Annotated in this window: 10 protein-coding genes and 1 tRNA gene; 9 read left to right on the forward strand and 2 right to left on the reverse strand. The window is 42.7% G+C overall.

Annotated elements, in window-relative coordinates; all coding sequences use genetic code 11:
* Nucleotides 1–110: 110 nt before the first annotated feature.
* Entirely contained in the window at nt 111–2,972 is a 2,862-nt protein-coding gene (locus AAGR14_RS05745; protein WP_342647639.1) for a TonB-dependent receptor, read from the forward strand.
* A gap of 84 nt (nt 2,973–3,056) precedes the next feature.
* On the opposite strand, the gene AAGR14_RS05750 is transcribed toward AAGR14_RS05745, so the two are convergent.
* Nucleotides 3,057–3,129, reverse strand: a tRNA-Gly gene (locus AAGR14_RS05750).
* Nucleotides 3,130–3,337: 208 nt separating this feature from the next.
* On the reverse strand, nt 3,338–4,231 hold the full coding sequence (locus AAGR14_RS05755; protein ID WP_342647640.1) for a dienelactone hydrolase family protein: 894 nt from the start codon (nt 4,229–4,231) through the stop codon (nt 3,338–3,340).
* A 212-nt stretch (nt 4,232–4,443) separates the two neighbouring features.
* Here AAGR14_RS05755 and AAGR14_RS05760 point away from each other — a divergent pair, with 212 nt between their 5' ends.
* The 8 genes from AAGR14_RS05760 to AAGR14_RS05795 all read left to right on the forward strand — a co-directional run bounded on the left by AAGR14_RS05760 (nt 4,444) and on the right by AAGR14_RS05795 (nt 19,528).
* Nucleotides 4,444–8,496 carry a two-component regulator propeller domain-containing protein gene (locus AAGR14_RS05760; protein ID WP_342647641.1) on the forward strand — a complete coding sequence of 1,351 codons (4,053 nt, stop codon included), beginning with the start codon at nt 4,444–4,446 and terminating at the stop codon, nt 8,494–8,496.
* A 376-nt stretch (nt 8,497–8,872) separates the two neighbouring features.
* Complete coding sequence (locus AAGR14_RS05765; RefSeq protein WP_342647642.1) at nt 8,873–11,893, forward strand: TonB-dependent receptor; 3,021 nt, start codon at nt 8,873–8,875, stop codon at nt 11,891–11,893.
* A gap of 17 nt (nt 11,894–11,910) precedes the next feature.
* Nucleotides 11,911–13,530, forward strand: coding sequence for a RagB/SusD family nutrient uptake outer membrane protein (locus AAGR14_RS05770; protein ID WP_342647643.1), 1,620 nt, complete (start codon nt 11,911–11,913; stop codon nt 13,528–13,530).
* Between the two features lie 56 nt (nt 13,531–13,586).
* Complete coding sequence (locus tag AAGR14_RS05775; RefSeq protein ID WP_342647644.1) at nt 13,587–14,933, forward strand: BNR repeat-containing protein; 1,347 nt, start codon at nt 13,587–13,589, stop codon at nt 14,931–14,933.
* Entirely contained in the window at nt 14,934–16,148 is a 1,215-nt protein-coding gene (locus AAGR14_RS05780) for a glycoside hydrolase family 88 protein (RefSeq protein WP_342647645.1), read from the forward strand.
* A 25-nt stretch (nt 16,149–16,173) separates the two neighbouring features.
* Nucleotides 16,174–17,124 carry a family 43 glycosylhydrolase gene (locus AAGR14_RS05785; protein ID WP_342647646.1) on the forward strand — a complete coding sequence of 317 codons (951 nt, stop codon included), beginning with the start codon at nt 16,174–16,176 and terminating at the stop codon, nt 17,122–17,124.
* 11 nt (nt 17,125–17,135) lie between these two features.
* The gene (locus AAGR14_RS05790) at nt 17,136–18,368 is read left to right on the forward strand and encodes a DUF2264 domain-containing protein (RefSeq protein WP_342647647.1); all 1,233 of its coding nucleotides are present in this window, start codon (nt 17,136–17,138) and stop codon (nt 18,366–18,368) included.
* A gap of 17 nt (nt 18,369–18,385) precedes the next feature.
* Nucleotides 18,386–19,528, forward strand: a complete 1,143-nt coding sequence (locus tag AAGR14_RS05795; RefSeq protein WP_342647648.1) for a glycoside hydrolase family 43 protein — start codon at nt 18,386–18,388, stop codon at nt 19,526–19,528.
* Nucleotide 19,529: the final 1 nt, after the last annotated feature.

Raw genomic sequence — 19,529 nt, forward strand, 5'->3', positions numbered from 1 at the left:
TACTCTTGTAGCATAATCACCCTGCTATCAAACAGATGGTTCACCTGCAACAGCCACCGGGACGCTCTCAAAACAGGTGAACTATCATTGTTAGCTGCAAAGCAAAAGCGATGAAACGTATCTCCATCTTTATTTATTTAAGCCTTTTGGCCCATCTCTGTATTGGCCAAACCGCTCGTACCGTAAGCGGCAGTGTAAAGGATACCACAGGTGTGGCCATACCCGGCAGCACCATTAAAATTTTAACCGGAACAGACAGCGTAACCACCATTACCAATAATAATGGTGGTTTTAGTTTTGCAAGTATTAAAGCCGGTAGCTTTACTATACATATCAGCTCTATCGGTTATCAGTCCGTTAAAAGGCAGTACACGGGCAGCGAAAGTAACTTAGGAACGATTACTTTGAAAACTGAGGATAACCAGCTTAAAGCTGTTGTAGTAAATGCCGTAACGCCCATCAAGCTTAAAGGTGATACTACTGAGTTTAATGCCAATGCCTACAAAGTGCGCGAAGGTGCACCGGTAGAAGATATGATTAAAAAGCTGCCCGGTGTGGACGTTGATAAAAGCGGTAATATAACCGCGCAAGGTAAAAGTGTGACCAAGGTACGGGTAAACGGTAAAGATTTTTTTACCGGCGATGTAAAAACAGCTACCCAAAACCTGCCTGCCGATGTGGTGCAAAACATCCAGTTGATTGATGATTACGGCGATCAGGCCAACCTGACCGGCATTAAAACAGGCGAGCCCGAAAAGATTTTAAATATCACAATCAGGCCCGACAAAAACTACGGCTACTTTGGCCAGGGAACCGTAGGCGATGGCTCGGATGCACAGAAAGCGCTGGCCGGTAAAGATGAGTCGAACAGGTATGTAGCCTCTGGTAATTTATTTGATTTTAAAGGCGACCGGCAGATTGCGGCTTTGGCCAACTTTAATAATACCAATACCAGTTTATTCAGCTTTGGGGCAGGTGGCCCGCGTGGTGGTGGCCCCGGCGGTGGAGGCGGACGGCAGGGTGGCGGTGCTACCACAGCTGGAAGCAGCGATGGTATCACTACTACTCGCTCTTTAGGTTTAAATTACCGCGACCAGTGGGGCAAAAAAATATCAGCTTACGGTAGCTATAGCTTTTCTGATAACACCGTTCGTACATTAAGTTCAACCATACAAAACAACACCTCACTTACGCTGCCGAGTATCAATACGCTGAGCAGCAACCAAACTGATAGTAAAGCCAATCACCGGTTCAATTTTAACATCGAGTATAAGATTGACACCGTGAATTATCTGAAAATATTACCTACGTTTTCGTACGCCGGTGTAAACACCGATTTATCGCAAACCAGTAACCTTACCCGCAACAATAATGTAGTAAGCAATTACTCTTTGTTATCGGCCTTAAACTCGTCGGCGCCCAATTTGGGTGGTAATGTGTTGTACAATCACAAATTTAACTCACACGGCCGTAACTTTAGTGTCAATGCCAGTGCCGGTTCAACCGAGTTGACCCAAACACAAAACCCGGTTTACAATTATACATCGGGCAAGGGTACTGTGCCTGCCAACCAGTTGATTAATACCAACGTTAAACTGGATAGTGTGGGTGCTACAATGTCGTATATTGAGCCGCTAAGCAGACGTTCTTTTTTAGAGCTTAATTATGCCTATCATTATGCTCATACCACATCAGATAAAGCAACCGATACCCTAACTGCCGCTAACATCCGCAACAGGTACGATTTATTAAGCAATAACTACACCTTCAATTTTATTACAAACCGTGTTGGTTTAAATTACCGGTTTATTGAGAAAAAGTATAACTATGTTTTGGGCCTTGCGGCGCAGCCCTCTCTGCTTACCGGTTATTCGCCGTCAACAGGCGTAAATACAAGTATCTCAACTTTCAATTTTGCACCTACCGCAAGGTTTATTTATAATGCCTCGCGCAGCCAGTCGTTCAGTTTTAACTACAGCGGCGCCAGTAACCAGCCAACATATACTACTTTACAGCCTGTTATTGATTTTTCTAATGCGCAATACCCGGTTCAGGGTAACCCGTCTTTAAAGCCTGAATTTAACAATAGTGTGTCCTTGCGTTACAATCAATTTGATTTTCAGTCGGGCAATGTATTATTTGCAAATTTGTCATTTAATAAAACCAGCGATAAGATTGTAGCCAATACCATCACTTACCCGGCCAAGTATACGCCAAACAGCCAGCTGGCAGGCCGCATACTTACTCAATATTTAAATGCCGATGGCTTTTACTCGGCGCAGGGTGGTTATACTTATGCTAAACCCTGGCAGCAACGCCGGTATACCTTGATGTTCAACGGTAATATGTCTTATGCCAATAACATATCTTACATCAGTAACGTGGCAGAAGATACTTATGCTATGACGACCGAAAAAAATATAGGCAAAAGTTTGACACTAACGCAAGGCACTAAATTCCGTACAGATATAACCAACGTTATTGATGCCGAATTGAATGCCAGCTACAGCATTACCCGCACTAACAACTCGCTGCCTCAAAACAATATTAACAACAGCTTCCGCACACTTAGCTTAGGCATTACGGGTAAAAACTACTTTGGCCCAACCTGGACGTTTAGTTACGATTACACCAAGAGCCTGTATTATGGCTATACCGGCTCTACCAATCCTAACATCCTGAATACTTATATCGAAAAGAAGTTTTTGAAACAAAATATGGGGGCGTTACGTCTATCGGCGTTTGATTTGTTTAACCAGAACACGGGCTTCAGCACAACACAATCCAGCAGTTATATTACTCAAACCCAAAGTAACCGTTTAGGGAGATATTATCTGCTTACGTTTACCCTGCGTTTGCAAAAGTTTGCAGGTAAACGACCTAACGTGGGCGAGGGGCCAGGTGGTATGCGTGGGCCAAGGAGTGGTGGCTTTGGTGGCCCGCCTCCAGGCATGGATGGTGCAGGTAGCTAAAGCCCGACCGTACCATTGCGAGTTTAAAAACCATGTTAAATAACAAAACCTTCCTGTTTTGCAGGAAGGCTTTGTTGTTTTGTGAGCGAAAGACGAGATTCGAACTCGCGACCCCGACCTTGGCAAGGTCGTGCTCTACCAACTGAGCTACTTTCGCTTATTATTAGCCGTAGTTTTGTTTAAAGTATTATCTACGTCTGAATTTTGTAGGCGCAAAGGTAGCATTCTAAATTTATTTTGCCAGTGTTTTTTTTAACATGTGATAAAATTGAGATAAGTGGCTCTATTTTAGGTTTATAATTTTTAGTGATCGATTGTAATTATTAACAAAAGTAAATCAAGCTTAAAAAGCAGACACTGTTTTGTTACTTCAAGTTTTCTTTAAAAAAATCAATTGTACGTTGCCAGGCCAGGTCGGCAGCCGCTTTATCATAACGTGGTGTGGTGTTATTATGAAAGCCGTGGTTTACGTTTTCGTAGATAAAAGCCTGGTATTTTTTGCCATTTTCTTTCAATGCAGCTTCATAAGCAGGCCAGCCGCCGGTAATCCGGGTATCCAGTGAGGCATAATGTAACTGTAAGGGCGCCTTCATTTTAGGAACATCAGCAATGGCCGGCTGGCTGCCATAAAACGGTACGGCTGCCGCCAGGTCCGGAATCCGCACAGCCATCATGTTGGCTATACCACCGCCAAAGCAAAAGCCAACTACGCCTATTTTGCCGTTACAGTCTTTATCGTGCTTCAGGTAATCGTAAGCTGCAATAAAATCTTCTTCCATCTGGCCTTTGTCACGTTTGGCTTGCATGTTACGCCCTTCATCGTCATTGCCAGGATAGCCGCCCAGCGGGCTTAAGGCGTCAGGAGCCAGGGTAACAAAACCTGCCAGCGCTGCTCTTCTGGCTACGTCTTCAATATAGGGATTTAAGCCACGGTTTTCGTGCACTACTACAATGCCGCCCAATTTCTTTTTATGATCGGCCGGCACAGATAGTAACCCCTTAATGGTGCCGCCGCCTTTAGGAGAAGAGTAAGTGATATATTCTGATTTTAAACGCGGATCATCTGGTTCAACTAAAATATTGCCCTTGTAATCGGGCATTAAAAAACTGAGTAGTGCGGGTACGGTTAAGCCGCCTACAGCATAGGCTGATAACTGCTGCACAAAATTTCGCCGGTTTAAGCGGCTATGTGCATAATCGTCATACAAGTCAAATACTTCTTGCTTGATGTCTTCTTTTTTGATGGGGTTAGGCTCCATGGTTGGGTTTTAATCAAAGCTAACGATAAAGCATGTTTAGGTTAATGTAAGCTTGTAATAGTTTCGTTACATTTGTTTCCAGGCAGTATCTCGGTATACAACCTTTTTCGTGCACGGCACATCAAATGGTCGAAGCTTTAAAAGTATATAGAGTTTATTATTTAGCTGACCTGAAATGTTTGTTTAAATTTGTCTTACCAATTATAAATATCTTGAATTCGTTACCCTTAAAAGGATTTAAAGAATATCTTCTTTTTTTGTTCGGTTTTTTGTGTGCAGCAGCAGGCTATGCCTCGCCTGTTCCGGTAAAATATTTAGGTATTGAAAACGGATTATCAAACAACTCAGCCACTTGTATAGCTCAGGATAAATATGGCTTTATTTGGATAGGTACTTATGACGGGCTTAACCGTTATGATGGTTATGAGTTTAAAACTTTTAAAAATATCTGGGGAAACGCAAAATCATTGGTAAACAACCACACCAAAGCGGTACGTGCAGTAGGTAATCGTATTTACGCAGGTACCGAAAAGGGGATGTGTTACTTTGACTACACCGATTCTGAGTTTCATAGCTTGTATTATCTGGACGAGAATAAAAGGCGTATAAAAGTCAACTTCGATATCAACGAAATACTGAGTGATGCCAAAGGGAACGTATACGCGGCTACCAGCCAAACTGCGCTGCTAAAGTTTAGCCCCCATGATACTGTAGGTGTTGCCATAAATGTTGGCTTGGGCAATACTGTGCAATGCATGACGTTTGACCGGACTAACCGCTTGTGTGTGTTTATAAATGGGGTAGGCCTTGGTTGTTACGATGCTGCAAAAAACAAAATCACGATCATAAACCGTGAAGTTATAACGGCAGGTTGCCTGGCCGCAGACGTGCATAACAACATTTGGATAGGTAGTGCCAACGGATTATACATTTACAATCGAATCAGCAAAAAAGTCGGCTTGTTTGAAAACTCCAAGCGAAAGCTTGTTGCCGGAAACATATCGAATTTGCTCTTAACCGCTAACGGCAGCATGTGGATATCTACCAATGGGTCCGGTATCAATATTTGGAACGAACAAAGTCAGTCTTTAAGTGCAATACTGCCCGGCGAGTCCCGCTACGATTTAAAAAGTGGAGCAGTATCTGTAGTTTTCGAAGATAACGAAAGTCGGAAATGGATAGCTACCCTGCGTGGCGGCATCAATGTAATTGATAAAAATATCAATTTGTTCAGGCTTTATAATCACGATGCTTTCAACAAAAACAGTGTCCCTAATAACTTTATCCGTTCATTTTGCGAAGACGAACTGCATAATGTGTGGATTGGTACAGACGGTCGTGGTATAAGTTACTGGAACACAAAAAATAATACTTATCAAACTTACGATCACCATCCTGCTGCGGGCAGTATTAGCAGTAATTTTGTAGTCAGTGTAATAAAAGACTACACCAATAAAATCTGGGTGGCATCTTTTAACGGCGGTATTGATGCGTTTGATAAGTCAGCTCACGGCTTTAGGCATTACCCCTGTTTTGAACTCGGCACCAAAGTAGAGGAGCGTAATATCTGGAAGCTGTACGAAGATGCTAAACACCGGCTATGGGCAGGCAGCACCTGGGGTGGAGCATTATATTTATACAATAGAAAGCTTGATAGCTTTGAGATATTTGATAAAAGGCTGGTTGATATACACACCCTTTTTGAAGATGATAAGGGAGAACTTTGGGGAGGAAATTACACCCACCTTATCAATATTGATACTAAGCAAAAAAAACACCGGTATTATTTTATCGGGCAGGCCATAAGGGCTATTGCGCAAGATAGCCTTCATCAATTATGGATTGGTACAGAGGGCGGTGGATTGTTAAAGTTTAACAGGCAAACCCATCAATTTATCCGGTATACCGAAAATGAGGGATTGCCCAGCAACACTGTACTGAATATTTTGATTGACAACAAAAATAATTTATGGTGCAGTACTTATAACGGACTTTCGAAGTTTGTACAGGCTAAGCGCAGCTTTATCAACTATTTTGCTTCTGATGGCTTGCAGAGTAACCAGTTTATGTATAATGCTGCGTTGAGGCTACAATCGGGGCAAATGCTTTTTGGCGGTATAAAAGGATTTAATCTTTTTAACCCGGATAGCGTATCGGCTTATGTACACCAGCCTCGTGTGCAGTTAACAGATTTTAAGGTAAGCAACGTGCCTTTAAACAGAACCGGTTATGCAGACCAGCAATCACTTAACACGGTAAAGCACATTAAAATACCCTTCAATCAGGCAACAATTTCCATAAGTTTTACGGCACTTGAATACTCCTATCCCGAAAAAATTAGTTATGCATACTATTTAGAAGGATGGGATCATGAATGGAATTACGTAGGCAAATCAACCTCTGCATATTTTAGCAGGCTTACCGAAGGTGACTATTCACTTAAAATTAAAGCAACCAATACCGAGGGGACGTGGAGTAGTGAACCATTAGTTATTAAAATAACCGTATTGCCACCTTGGTACCGTACGTGGTGGGCCTATCTTGGCTATCTTACTGTTTTTGGTTTAAGTGCATACGCTTTTGGTTACTACCGCAAGCGGCAGCTAAAATTAACTTACGAGGTTGAAATTGCTAACCTTCGCGTTGAAAGAGAAAAGGAATTGAATGAAAAGAAGCTGGCATTCTTTACCAATGTTTCGCACGAATTCAGAACGCCGCTTACCCTCATCATTAATCCGATAAAAGATTTGCTCAATCAAAATAAGAGCAATGCTGATGAACTAAACGTAATTTACCGTAATGCGCGCCGCCTGTTAGGGATGGTTGACCATCTATTATTATTTCGCAAAACAGAAACTGAAAATACACAGCTTAAGGCAAGCAGGGTAGATTTTGTGACGCTGTGTAACGATGTGTTTGTTTGCTTTGCTCAGCAGGCAAAAATTAGAAAAATTAGTTACACGCTTGATTTTAAGGCTGAAAGCGTTGAAATATATGCTGACCGTGAAAAAATAGAGATCGCATTATTCAATTTAATTTCAAATGCAATAAAATTTACGCCCGATGGCGGCAGTATTGTAATAACGCTCGATGAAGATGATGGCAATGTGTTTTTTACCATTGCTGATAACGGCATAGGTATTAGTAAAGATGTTGGCGATAAGCTTTTTAATAAGTTTTACCAGGCAAAAGACAGTAACTATTTTAAAACCGGATTTGGAATAGGTTTGTATTTGGTTAAGGTTTTTATTGAAGCACATCACGGCAGTATTAATTATTGCAACAACCCTAACGGCGGCACTACTTTTACGTTGAGCATACCCAAAGGAAAAAAGCATTTTACGCTCGAGGAAGTTTGCGAGAACGTGATTTTTGATGCTAATCCTATTACTGAATTGATTGACTATAACAATCGTGAAGCGGTAGTACAGGAAGCGGAAACTGTTAATTTGGAGTTATTGTTATCTAACAAACTATCCATTCTCATTATTGATGATAATGAACAGATTAGAGATTACATCAAAAAAGTATTTAATCAAGACTATAATGTGCTTGAAGCCTGTTCGGGTAAGCAGGGTTTGGAAATCATCAAAAAATATCTGCCCGATATGGTGATCAGTGATATTGTTATGGGGGAGATGAGCGGGTTGGAACTTTGCAAAGCCATAAAGCAGGATACATCTATTAATCATATTCCGGTTATTTTATTAACCGGCGATGCGACGTCCGGCATTATGATTAAGAGTATTGAAGAGGGCGCTGTTGACTTTTTAAGTAAGCCTTTTGAAAAGGAGATACTGATAGCTAAGGTAAAAAGTATACTGCGCAGCAGGGCCGAATTACAAAACTACTTTTATAAAGAAATTACGCTCAAAAATAATGTGCGTAATATATCCGAAGAACATAAAGACTTTTTGTACAACTGTATCAGTGTTATTGAGCAGCATTTGATTGACCATAATTTCGACGTGGAAATGCTATCAAAAAAAGTAGGTATGAGCTATCCTACGTTGTTTAAACGTATTAAGCTAATCACCGGGCAATCGGTCAATAATTTCATCAGGTTCGTGCGTTTACGCAAAGCAGCCGAATTATTAATTCATACCAATTGCAATGTAAACGAAGCCGCTTACCAGGCAGGGTTTAATGACATCAAGTATTTTCGCGAGCACTTCAATAAGCAGTTTGGTGTCAATCCCTCCGAATTTATAAAAAAGCACCGTGCTACGTTTCAGATATCTTATCGGATGAATCAGTCTAACTAATGGCATACTTATCAAAGTATTCCCATTCGAGATTACTTTTTTAAAACAGCATGTTGCATGGTGAGCATTTTATTGCTACAAATTAAAACCGGCATGGTAAGTATGTGAGCTGCATACTTACTGAGAGGGGTAAATAAGTATATAAAACTAATTTACCCCCTATATTTTATGGTTTTACCCCCCTTTGTCTACGCTAATTACCGCTTACTTCGTCTTAATTAGAGCGCCATCGTTAAACCAAGCGAACGTTTAAACCTATAACATAGCTTAATAATTAACAGTGCCATATTAAGTTATCAGGCAGCCAAAACGAGGCTATTCTGGTAATTGATAAGTGTGCATATTTTAAAAACCAATTCATCTAAACAATTAATGTATGAGAAAAAATTTTACTAATCTCATTTTACTTACGCTATTATTTAGCGTTGCATTAGCAGGCATAGTACCTGCAGCTTTTGCCCAAAGCTCCTATACTGTAACAGGTAGGGTATTAGATTTGAAAAACATTCCTTTGCCTGGTGCTACTGTCAAGGTAGAGGGTTCCCAACAAGGAACTGTAGCTGATGTAAACGGTAGTTTTAAAATCAATTTAAGCTCACCAGCTACGTTGGTTATTTCATTTACTGGCATGGTATCAAAGAGTGTGAAGGTTAGTGCTTCAAACAATCAAGTAGAAGCAAACTTGGCCGATGGCGGCAAGCAACTTACCGATGTGGTTGTAGTTGGTTACGGTAATCAAAGACGCTCAGATGTTACCGGTTCAGTTACCTCAGTACCTAAGTCTCGTTTATCTCAATTGCCGGTAACCAACGTATTGCAGGCATTAGAAGGTGCTGTACCTGGGGTTAACGTTGTTACCAGTTCTTCGGTTCCAGGTACACAACCATCGGTGCAGGTTCGTGGTCAAAATTCAATATCGGCCGGCAACTCACCTTTTGTCGTGGTAGATGGTATTCCTCTAAGCAAATCAGGCGGTTCGTTGAACGATATTAATCCTAACGATATAGCATCGATGGAGATATTGAAGGATGCATCAGCAGCGGCAGTTTATGGTACCAATGCATCAAACGGCGTAATTATTATAACCACCAAAAGAGGTGCAAGTGGTAAGCCAGTGATTAGGTACAGCGGTTATGGCGGTTGGGAAAATTATGCGCATAAATTGGAGCCGCGCGACCCTGCTTCTTTTACACAAAAGTATTTGGATTATCTATCGCAAAATAATTTAAAGCAGCAGTTTACAGAACCGGTTTACAACAACGGCGAACGTGCAAATTATGCTGCGGGTAACATCACCAACTGGTTAGACGCCGTTAGCCAGCAGGGTTATATGCAAGATCATAACCTGAGTGTACAAGGCGGCAGTGAGGATGTGAAATACTTTTTATCTGGTGATTACCTGAAGCAAAAAGGTGTTTTGCAAGGTTATCAGTATCAACGCGTAAGTATTCGTTCTAATTTAGATGTTAATGTAACTAAGTTTTTATCAGTAGGTACTTCAGCTTTCGTAACTAATAACAACTATGATGGCGGCCGTGTAAACCTATTGTTTGCCACCGCTATGAGCCCTTATGGAAACATTTATAACGCCGATGGTACTTACGCTATTTACCCGCAAGCCCCTGAGCAATTATATACTAACCCTTTCTTAGGGTTAAATACTGACGTGGTAAATCGCAGTGTTAATGTGGTGGGTAATGGCTATGCAGAGGTGAAATTTGGCGGTTTAATTAAAGGTCTAAAATATCGTTTAAATGTTGGTTACAACTACCTGCCAACCCGTTACAACTACTACAGCGGTCGTTTAGCAAATACCCCATTAGGATCAGCTACTGCTACCAACACCGAAACTACAGGTTACACACTTGATAATCTGTTGCTTTATGTACGCGACTTTGGAAAAAGCCGTGTAGATTTTACCGGTTTGTACGGTGCTCAACGCCGCCGTTATGTTAGTGCAACTGCAGGTGCAACCAATTTTGTAAACGATGCTTTATCTTATAATAACATTGGTGCAGGTGCAACTCAAACAGCAAGTTCTTATTCAGACCGCTATGCGCTTAATTACCAGATGGCGCGTTTAGTTTACTCGTATGATCAGCGTTATGTAATTACAGGTACCGTTCGTCGTGATGGTTCTTCAGTATTCGGTGCCAACACCAGCAAGTTTGGTACATTTTACTCAGCTGCGTTGGCTTGGAATATCAGCAACGAAGCATTTATGAAGAATGTAAAGTTTGTAAATACTTTAAGGTTACGCGGCTCTTACGGTAAAGCCGGTAACGAGGGTATTAGTGTATATGGTACTATAACAACTGACGGCAGCACACGCTTTCCATTCAACGGTGTAAGTTATATTGGTTTGCAAGCCGGTAACTTGGGTAACGCTAATTTACAGTGGGAAGCCACCAAACAAACTAACATAGGTTTAGAGTTCGCAGTATTAAATAACCGCATAACTGGTAATATTGATGTTTACAATAGCGCTAACAATGGCTTATTACTTTCAAGAGCGTTACCAGCAATTACAGGCTACGGCAGGGTTTTAGATAACTTAGGTAAAACACGTAACCGCGGTATTGAGGTAACTTTGAATACTAAAAACGTTCAGTTTAAGAAATTTGCCTGGGAAAGTAACATCGTATTTGCAGCCAATAAAAACAAGATTGTTGATTTGTACGGCGACCAGCAGAGCGACTTAGGTAACCGCTGGTTTATCGGTTCTCCAATCAGTGTAATATATGATTATAAAATGGTTGGTGTTTGGCAAACTGGCGAAGATGCTTCTAAGCAAGATCCGGGTGCTAAGCCAGGTGATTTAAAATTTGCTGATACTAACGGTGATGGTAAAATTACTCCTGATGATCGCGTTATATTAGGTCAAACTGCACCAAAATGGACCGGTGGCTTTTCAAATACGTTTAGGTATAATAATTTAAGCTTAACCGTTTTTATTCAAACTGCACAAGGCATGCTGAAAAACAATGCCGATTACAACTATGCTGATGAGGCTGGTCGTCGTAATACACCTGCCGAGATTGGTTACTGGACGCCTACTAATGGTAGCCAGGACTTCCAGTCTTTATCATATACCAATACTCGTGGATATGGTTATCCCCACAATGCAAGCTATACTCGGCTAAAGGATATAACGCTTAACTATACCGTGCCTCAAAGTATTGCTAACAAACTCGGTTTGTCAACTTTAAGCGTATATGCAAGTGGTCGTAATTTACACACCTGGACTAAATGGATAGGTTGGGACCCGGAACAAACTTATTACACTCGTGGTAGCGGCAACTCTGGTAATAACCAAGCTGCGTTCGCTGCCGATTTCAGTAATAACTATCCTGTTACCCGTACTTTTGTACTGGGACTTAATATTTCATTAAAATAATTTAGCTTAATAAAGACATGAAAAAGTTTTCTATCATATTGGGCGTTGCGTCTGCACTTTTATTGGGTGCGTCTTCTTGCAAAAAGAGTTTTCTCGACGAAAAGCCATATTCTTCATATTCTCCTCTAACAGTTACCGATTCTTTAGGGTTCGAAGCTTCGCTTATAGGACTTTACCAATACCAAACCGGAACACTTACCTGGTCGAGCGATCAAGGCTGGCCAAGCGTTTGGCAAGTTGGTACTGATGTTGCTAATGCCACCGCAAATCAGCAAGGGGTAGAAGTGCCTTATTATAACTATCAGCAACTTACGTCTACCGACCGTGGATCCTCTATTGCTTGGGGTCGTTACTATGCTTTGATTAACAATAGCAATATTATCCTCGATGGACTGACATCTGCCAATGGAGTTGGCGCGGTGGGTAAGCGACTGGTTGAAGCAGAGGCCAAATTTTTCCGTGCTTATGCATATAACACATTGGCAACGCTTTACGGTCGTGTACCATTAATTACTAAGTCAATCACCGGGCCTAAAACCGATTTTACTCGTAATTCACTCGACGAAGTGAATACACAAATCGTTAACGACTTAACATTTGCTGCTTCAGGCCTACCTGATTTAAATGCGGTTGGCAATCGTGTAAATGCCGCTGGTAAACCAGTAAGCCGCGCTAACAAGTATATGGCTATGCAATTGTTGGCCGAAGTATATTTGCGTATGGGTAAAAACGATCTGGCAGAGCAAACGGCACAAAGCATCATCAGCAGCGGTAAATTTAACCTGATCCGCTCTCGTTACGGTGTACGTGCAGGTGGTGCCGGCGATTATTATTCTGATATGTTTGTTTATGGCAACCAACGCCGTTCGCAAGGTAACAGCGAAGCGATCTGGGTGTTGGAGCAAGAAAATCCGAACTCGGTGATTGGTGGCAACGTAGATGCTGCACAGCAGCGCCGTGTATTTGGTGCGGCCTATTATCAAATACCTGGTATGGCTTTGGCCGATTCTTTAGGCGGTCGTGGTATTGCCCGCTTAAGGCTGAGCAACTGGGTCCTGTATGGCTTGTATAAAGGTAATGATATTCGTAATTCACAATACAGTATCAAGCGTCGCTACTACTATAACGATCCGGCATACCCTGCTTTAATTGGTAAGCAGGTACCTTTTACCGGTGCAGATACTTTATTCCGTATTTGCCCAAGCACAACCAAATGGGGCGCTTTTGACCCTAATGATACCTTTGGTTATGCTATGATAAAAGATTTCATCATGATGCGTTTAGGCGAAACCTACTTATTACTTGCCGAGGCTCAGGTTAAACAAGGTAAATTAGCTGATGCCGCTAACTCCATCAACGTTTTACGTACCCGCGCCAATGCTGCCCAGGTAAGTGCTTCTGATATGAATTTAAACTTCATTTTAGACGAGCGTGCCCGCGAATTGGTAGCTGAAGAAAATCGCCGGATGACTTTAATGCGGACCGGAACTTTGGTTGAACGTTCTTTGAGATTAAACTCAAACGATGCGCAAAAACCAATTACCGGTCTAACCGCAACTAACTTATTACTGCCCATTCCCCTAACAGATATCCAAATAAACAAAGACGCTAAACTGGAGCAAAACCCAGGTTATTAGTGTAACGTTCAAGTGACAGGCCGAAATAGCCTGTCACTTTTTTATTATTTTACTCAATGAACTGCAATACTCCTTCATATCTGAAATATATTGTAAGCTTAGGTCTGCTCATCAATATATTTGAGCCTGTTTCAGCACAGCAAAAAGATATCAAGGTAAGTACTATCGCCCATAATGCCTGGGCTAATAATTCTGCCAATACCGTAATCTTTCGTAAAAACGCGCTGGTTACTTTTAAAGGAGTACAGTATGCTTCTTTTTATGACTCTGCACAGTATGTAGTGTTGGCCAAACGATTGGTTGGCTCATCAACCTGGCAAACACAACGCACCCCATACACCGGCGATGCTACGGATGCACATAAATCCATTAGTTTAATGATAGATGGTGGAGGCGTTGTGCATGTAGCCTGGGGGCAACACAACAATGCGTTAAATTACGCTAAAGGACTTAAACCCGGCTCGCTTGAGTTAGGACCGAAGCTGGGCATGACCGGTAACAAAGAAAATAAATTAAGTTATCCCGAATTTTATCGCCTGGCTAACGGCAATCTGATTTTTCTATATCGCGATGGCGGTTCGGGCAACGGTAACTTAATCATTAACCATTACAACATTCAAACCGGCAAGTGGAATCGCCTGCAGGATAACCTGATTGATGGCGAAGGGCAACGCAATGCTTACTGGCAACTGGCTACCGATAAAGCCGGTACCATACACCTGTCGTGGGTGTGGCGCGAAACGCCTGATGTAGCCAGCAATCATGATTTAGCCTATGCCTGCTCAAAAGACGGGGGCATCACTTGGCAAAAATCAACCGGCGAACTATATAAACTGCCTATTACAGCAGCAACCGCAGAATATGCCTGCAAAATTCCGCAAAAAAGCGAGCTAATTAACCAAACTTCGATGTTTGCCGATGACAAGGGCAATCCGTTTATTGCTACCTATTGGCGCGAGGAAAACAGCCAGATACCGCAATATCATTTGGTTTATAAAAGCGGAAACAAGTGGAAGGTAAGTAACCTGGCCTTCCGTAAGTCGGCCTTCTCATTGTCTGGTCAGGGTTCTAAAAGTATACCTATAGCCAGGCCGCAAATTATCGCCTGGCAAAATAAAGGCACTCTGGCGGCTGGCCTTATTTTCAGGGATGCCGAACGGGGCAGTAAAGTATCCATAGCCGTGTGCAACAACCTGCAACAAGCAGCATGGAAGGTAATTGATTTAACAGATTACAGTGTTGGTGCATGGGAACCAACTTTGGATACAGAGCTTTGGAAAGATAAGTACCTGCTTAACCTTTTTGTACAAAAAGTAACCCAGGTTGATGGCGAAGGCCTGGCGCACGAAAAGCCCGAGGCTGTACAAGTTTTGCAGTGGCAGCCTCAATCAAACAAAAAATAAATGACAACATACTTAAAAAAGACACTTTGGGCAGCAGCTCTTTTAACCGGTACTTTTGGTAAGCTAAGTGCTCAAAGCGTAAAAGGCTTGTTAGCCGATAAAAGTTTAGTTAAGCACGCGAATAACATTTTTAAAAGTGCCGGCCAGCAGTACCGTTACCTTGCAGGCCGCCTTCCGGCAAATCGTTTCCCCAAAACCTTTTACGCTAAAGCCGACAGCTTGGAAACCAGCGGCTCGGGCTGGTGGTGCAGTGGTTTTTATCCGGGTACGCTGTTGTATCTCTATAAACAAACACACGATGCTGCCACGCTCACTGAGGCCCAGCGTATGCTGAAACTGCTGGAAGTTGAGCAGCACAACAAAACCACGCACGATTTAGGTTTTATGATGTACTGTAGTTTTGGCAATGCATTGCAGATTGCGCCTAAGCCCGGGTACAAGCAAATTTTGCTTAACAGCGCCAAGTCGCTCTCAAGCCGGTTCGACGCTAAGGTAGGTGCCATCAAATCATGGGACTCAAAAAAGCAAGAATACCTGGTGATTATAGATAACATGATGAACCTGGAGTTACTCTTTTGGGCAACACGTGCTACAGGCGATTCCAGCTATTACAAAATAGCCGTTACTCATGCCAACACCACCATGAAAAATCATTTCCGGCCGGATTTTAGTTCATACCACGTCATTAACTACAATCCCGCAACCGGTGCTGTGCAGCAAAAACGTACCGCTCAGGGTTACGCCGATGAATCGGCCTGGGCACGTGGGCAAGCCTGGGGATTGTATGGTTACACCGTAATGTACCGCGAAACCAAAAACAAAAAATATCTTAATCAGGCTAATCGCATCGCGCAGTTCATCCTTAATCATCCTAACCTGCCAAAAGACAAAATTCCTTACTGGGATTTTAATGCGCCTAATATTCCTAATGCTTTAAGAGATGCATCAGCAGGGGCCGTCATGGCTTCGGCATTATTAGAGTTGTGCCGTTACGCTGACCCAAGCCAGGCTAAAATTTATTTTAATGCGGCGCAAACCATGCTTAAAACATTGTCGGCTCCGCCTTATCTGGCAGCGGCCAAAACCAACGGAGGTTTTATCTTGCAACATAGCGTAGGTCATATTCCGCAGGGTACCGAAGTGGATGTACCACTTACTTATGCCGATTATTATTACATTGAAGGTCTTGAACGTTATAAAAACTTTAGCCGTTAGCGGCAACAAAACACAAGCTTAAATTATGATCAAATCATTCTTGTTCTCCATCTGTTTAGTAGCAGGCCTTAGTGTTAAGGCTCAAAGCATTGATACGCTTAATGCTCCTGCTGCTGCGCTGCCCGGAGTGTATGCAGACCCCAACATTACTGCGTTTAATAAAAAGTTTTATATCTATCCTACTACCGATGGAACTGTAGGTTGGATGTCTACTTACTTTACCTGCTGGTCATCAGATAACATGGTCGACTGGAAAAACGAAGGTGTTATTTTAGATCTGCCCAAAGATTTAACTTGGGCTAAAGAACGGGCCTGGGCGCCGGCCATTGCCAAAAAGAACAATAAATATTATTTCTACTACTCAGCCGATGTAAACATTGGTGTAGCTGTAAGCGACAAGCCTACCGGCCCATTTAAAGACTCTATCGGTAAACCACTAATTAAACGCGGCAGTCTGCGTGGGCAGATGATTGACCCGATGGTGCTTGTAGATGATGATGGTAGCGCCTATATGTACTGGGGACAGGGCCAGTGCCACGCAGTAAAGTTAAATGATGATATGGTAAGCTGCGATACTGCTAAAATTATCAACTTTAAACCCGAAGGGTACAATGAAGGGCCTTTCGTTATTAAACGTAAAGGCATTTATTACCTGATGTGGTCTGAGTATGATACCCGCGATCCGCGCTATTCTATCGCGTATGCTACATCCAAATCGCCGTTAGGCCCATTCACCAAAGTGGTAAACCAGCCGGTACTTAAGGGCAAAGGTGTAGTAAAGGGTGCAGGTCATCACTCAGTTGTTAATGTACCAGGTACTGATAAATGGTTTATTGCCTATCACCGTTTCAAAATTCCGGGCGGGGATGGTTACAACCGCGAAACCTGTATTTCACCAATGTACTTTGATAAAGAAGGCCGGATTTTACCGGTGAACGTTTTTGAAAAGGTAAAACCAATTAAAATCAAAAAGTAAAGCCGTTGTAAATGACTAAGCCTAACGCTTTACTACTTTTATTGTTACTAAGTTTTTCGGTATCGGCCAAGGCTGCCGATAAGGCGCCAACTTTGAGCCGTAAGCAGTGGTTGGCGTATCTGGATAGGGTAGCCCGTCCTGTAATGCAAAACATTTCGCAAAACCAGCTCAAAGCTAACATGCCGGTGGTAACGTCAGGAGCTATTGATAACAAGGAGCAGCGCAGTAAGGTAGCTTATCTCGAAGCTTTTGGCCGTACGCTTTGCGGCATTGCACCTTGGTTGCAGTTAGAGGGCGGTAATCCATCCGAAGTTAAAATGCGCGACCAGTACCGCCAATGGGCATTGCAGGGTATTGCCAATGCCGTAAACCCCGGCGCTAAAGATTATTTGCAGTGGAACGGTGGGCAGCCATTGGTAGATGCTTCGTTTGTTGCGTTGGCTCTTGTGCGGGCGCCCTGGTTATGGGAGCATTTAAATAAGCCGGTACAGCAACAGATAGTAACTGCCTTGATGATAACACGAAATACTGTTCCGGTTTATTCGAACTGGATCTTGTTTTCGGGCGCAATTGAGGCTTTTTTTGATAAATACGATTTAGGCTACGACCCGGTACGTATCGAATTTGCTGTACGCGAATTTACGCAGCACTGGTACGTTGGCGACGGCTTATATGCCGACGGTATGAGCTTCCATCTGGATTATTATAATAGCATCGTTATTCATCCAAATTTGAATGCCATACTGGATGAGGTAAGCAGTAAACACAAGATTTACCAGCACGAGCGTGACAACGCTAAATTAATCAGTCAGCGGTATGCGCAGATTCTGGAAGGTATGATTAATGCCGATGGCAGTTATCCGGCTATAGGTCGCTCTATTGTTTATCGTGGCGGGGTTTTTCATCACTTGGCCGATATGGCTTATAGAAAACAACTTCCATCGTCTATCAGTCCGGCGCAAGTACGTGAAGCACTTGGTGCAGTAATTAAGAAAACGCTAAATGCACCTAATACTTTTAACAAAGACGGTTGGCTTAACATAGGGCTGTATGGTAACCAGCCTTCGCTGGCCGAGTTTTATATTACTACCGGTAGCCTGTACATCTGCACCGACATTTTTATGCCTTTAGGATTGCCGGAAACGGATGAGTTTTGGAGCGCACCGCCTGCACCCTGGACGTCAGTAAAAATATGGAGTGGGCAAGATGTACCGGCCGACCACGCTTTCGAATTAAAAAAATAACAACATGCTCCGTACTCATGAATGTAAGAAAAACTTTTTTAGTGATTATGCTCCTGACTGCCGGGTTAATTACTGGAGCCGTCTCCGTAAAGGCACAGGAGCCTAAACCGGGCACTGGTAAGTTAGTGCAGTTTACACCGGGTACCATTTGGCCAGATGATAAAGGAGTTCACATCAACGCCCATGGCGGCGGCTTACTATATAATAAAGGAACTTATTACTGGTACGGCGAACATAAGATTGAGGGTGGCGCCGGCAACCGGGCTATGGTTGGGGTGCACTGTTATTCGTCAAAAGATTTATATAACTGGAAAGATGAAGGCATTGCGCTGAATGTATCACCAGATACCACCAGCGATATTGCCAAAGGCTGTGTACTGGAACGCCCGAAAGTTATTTACAATAAGAAGACTAAAAAGTATGTCATGTGGTTTCACCTGGAGCTTTTAGGTCAGGGTTATAAAGCTGCCCGGGCCGGTGTGGCCACCAGTAATAAAGCCACAGGTCCGTACACTTTTATTAAAAGCTACAGGCCCAACGCCGGCAAAATGCCTTACTATCCAACCGGAACTTCGAATGAAGACAAGGTTGATTGCACAAAGCCTAAAAATAAAAGCGAGGGTTTCTTTTGCCGCGATGTGCCCGGTGGCCAAATGGCACGCGACATGAATGTGTTTGTAGACGATGATGGTAAGGCTTACCACATTTTTTCGGCAGAAGAGAATGCTACCCTAGATGTAGCCGAGTTAACCGACGATTACACTGGGCATACCGGCAAATTTTCGAGAGTTTATGCCGGTCACTCTACCGAAGCACCTGCGCTTTTTAAACGTAACGGTATCTATTATATGATAGGATCGGGTACTACAGGTTGGGCGCCTAACCCGGCACGTTGGTTTACAGCAAAAAATATTTATGGCCCGTGGACTTATCATGGTAACCCATGCGTAGGCGAGGGTGCGGAGATTACGTTTGGCGGTCAGAGTACTTACGTATTGCCGGTAGCTGGTAAAAAGGACGCATTCATTTTTATGGCCGATAAATGGACGCCCAAAAATGCAATTGACGGCAGGTATTTATGGCTACCCATAACCTTTAAAGGTGACGATATTGAATTGAAATGGATGAACGAGTGGACTTTAGACGTATTTAATAAGTAGT

The organism is Mucilaginibacter sp. CSA2-8R, from assembly GCF_038806765.1.
GTDB lineage: Bacteria > Bacteroidota > Bacteroidia > Sphingobacteriales > Sphingobacteriaceae > Mucilaginibacter.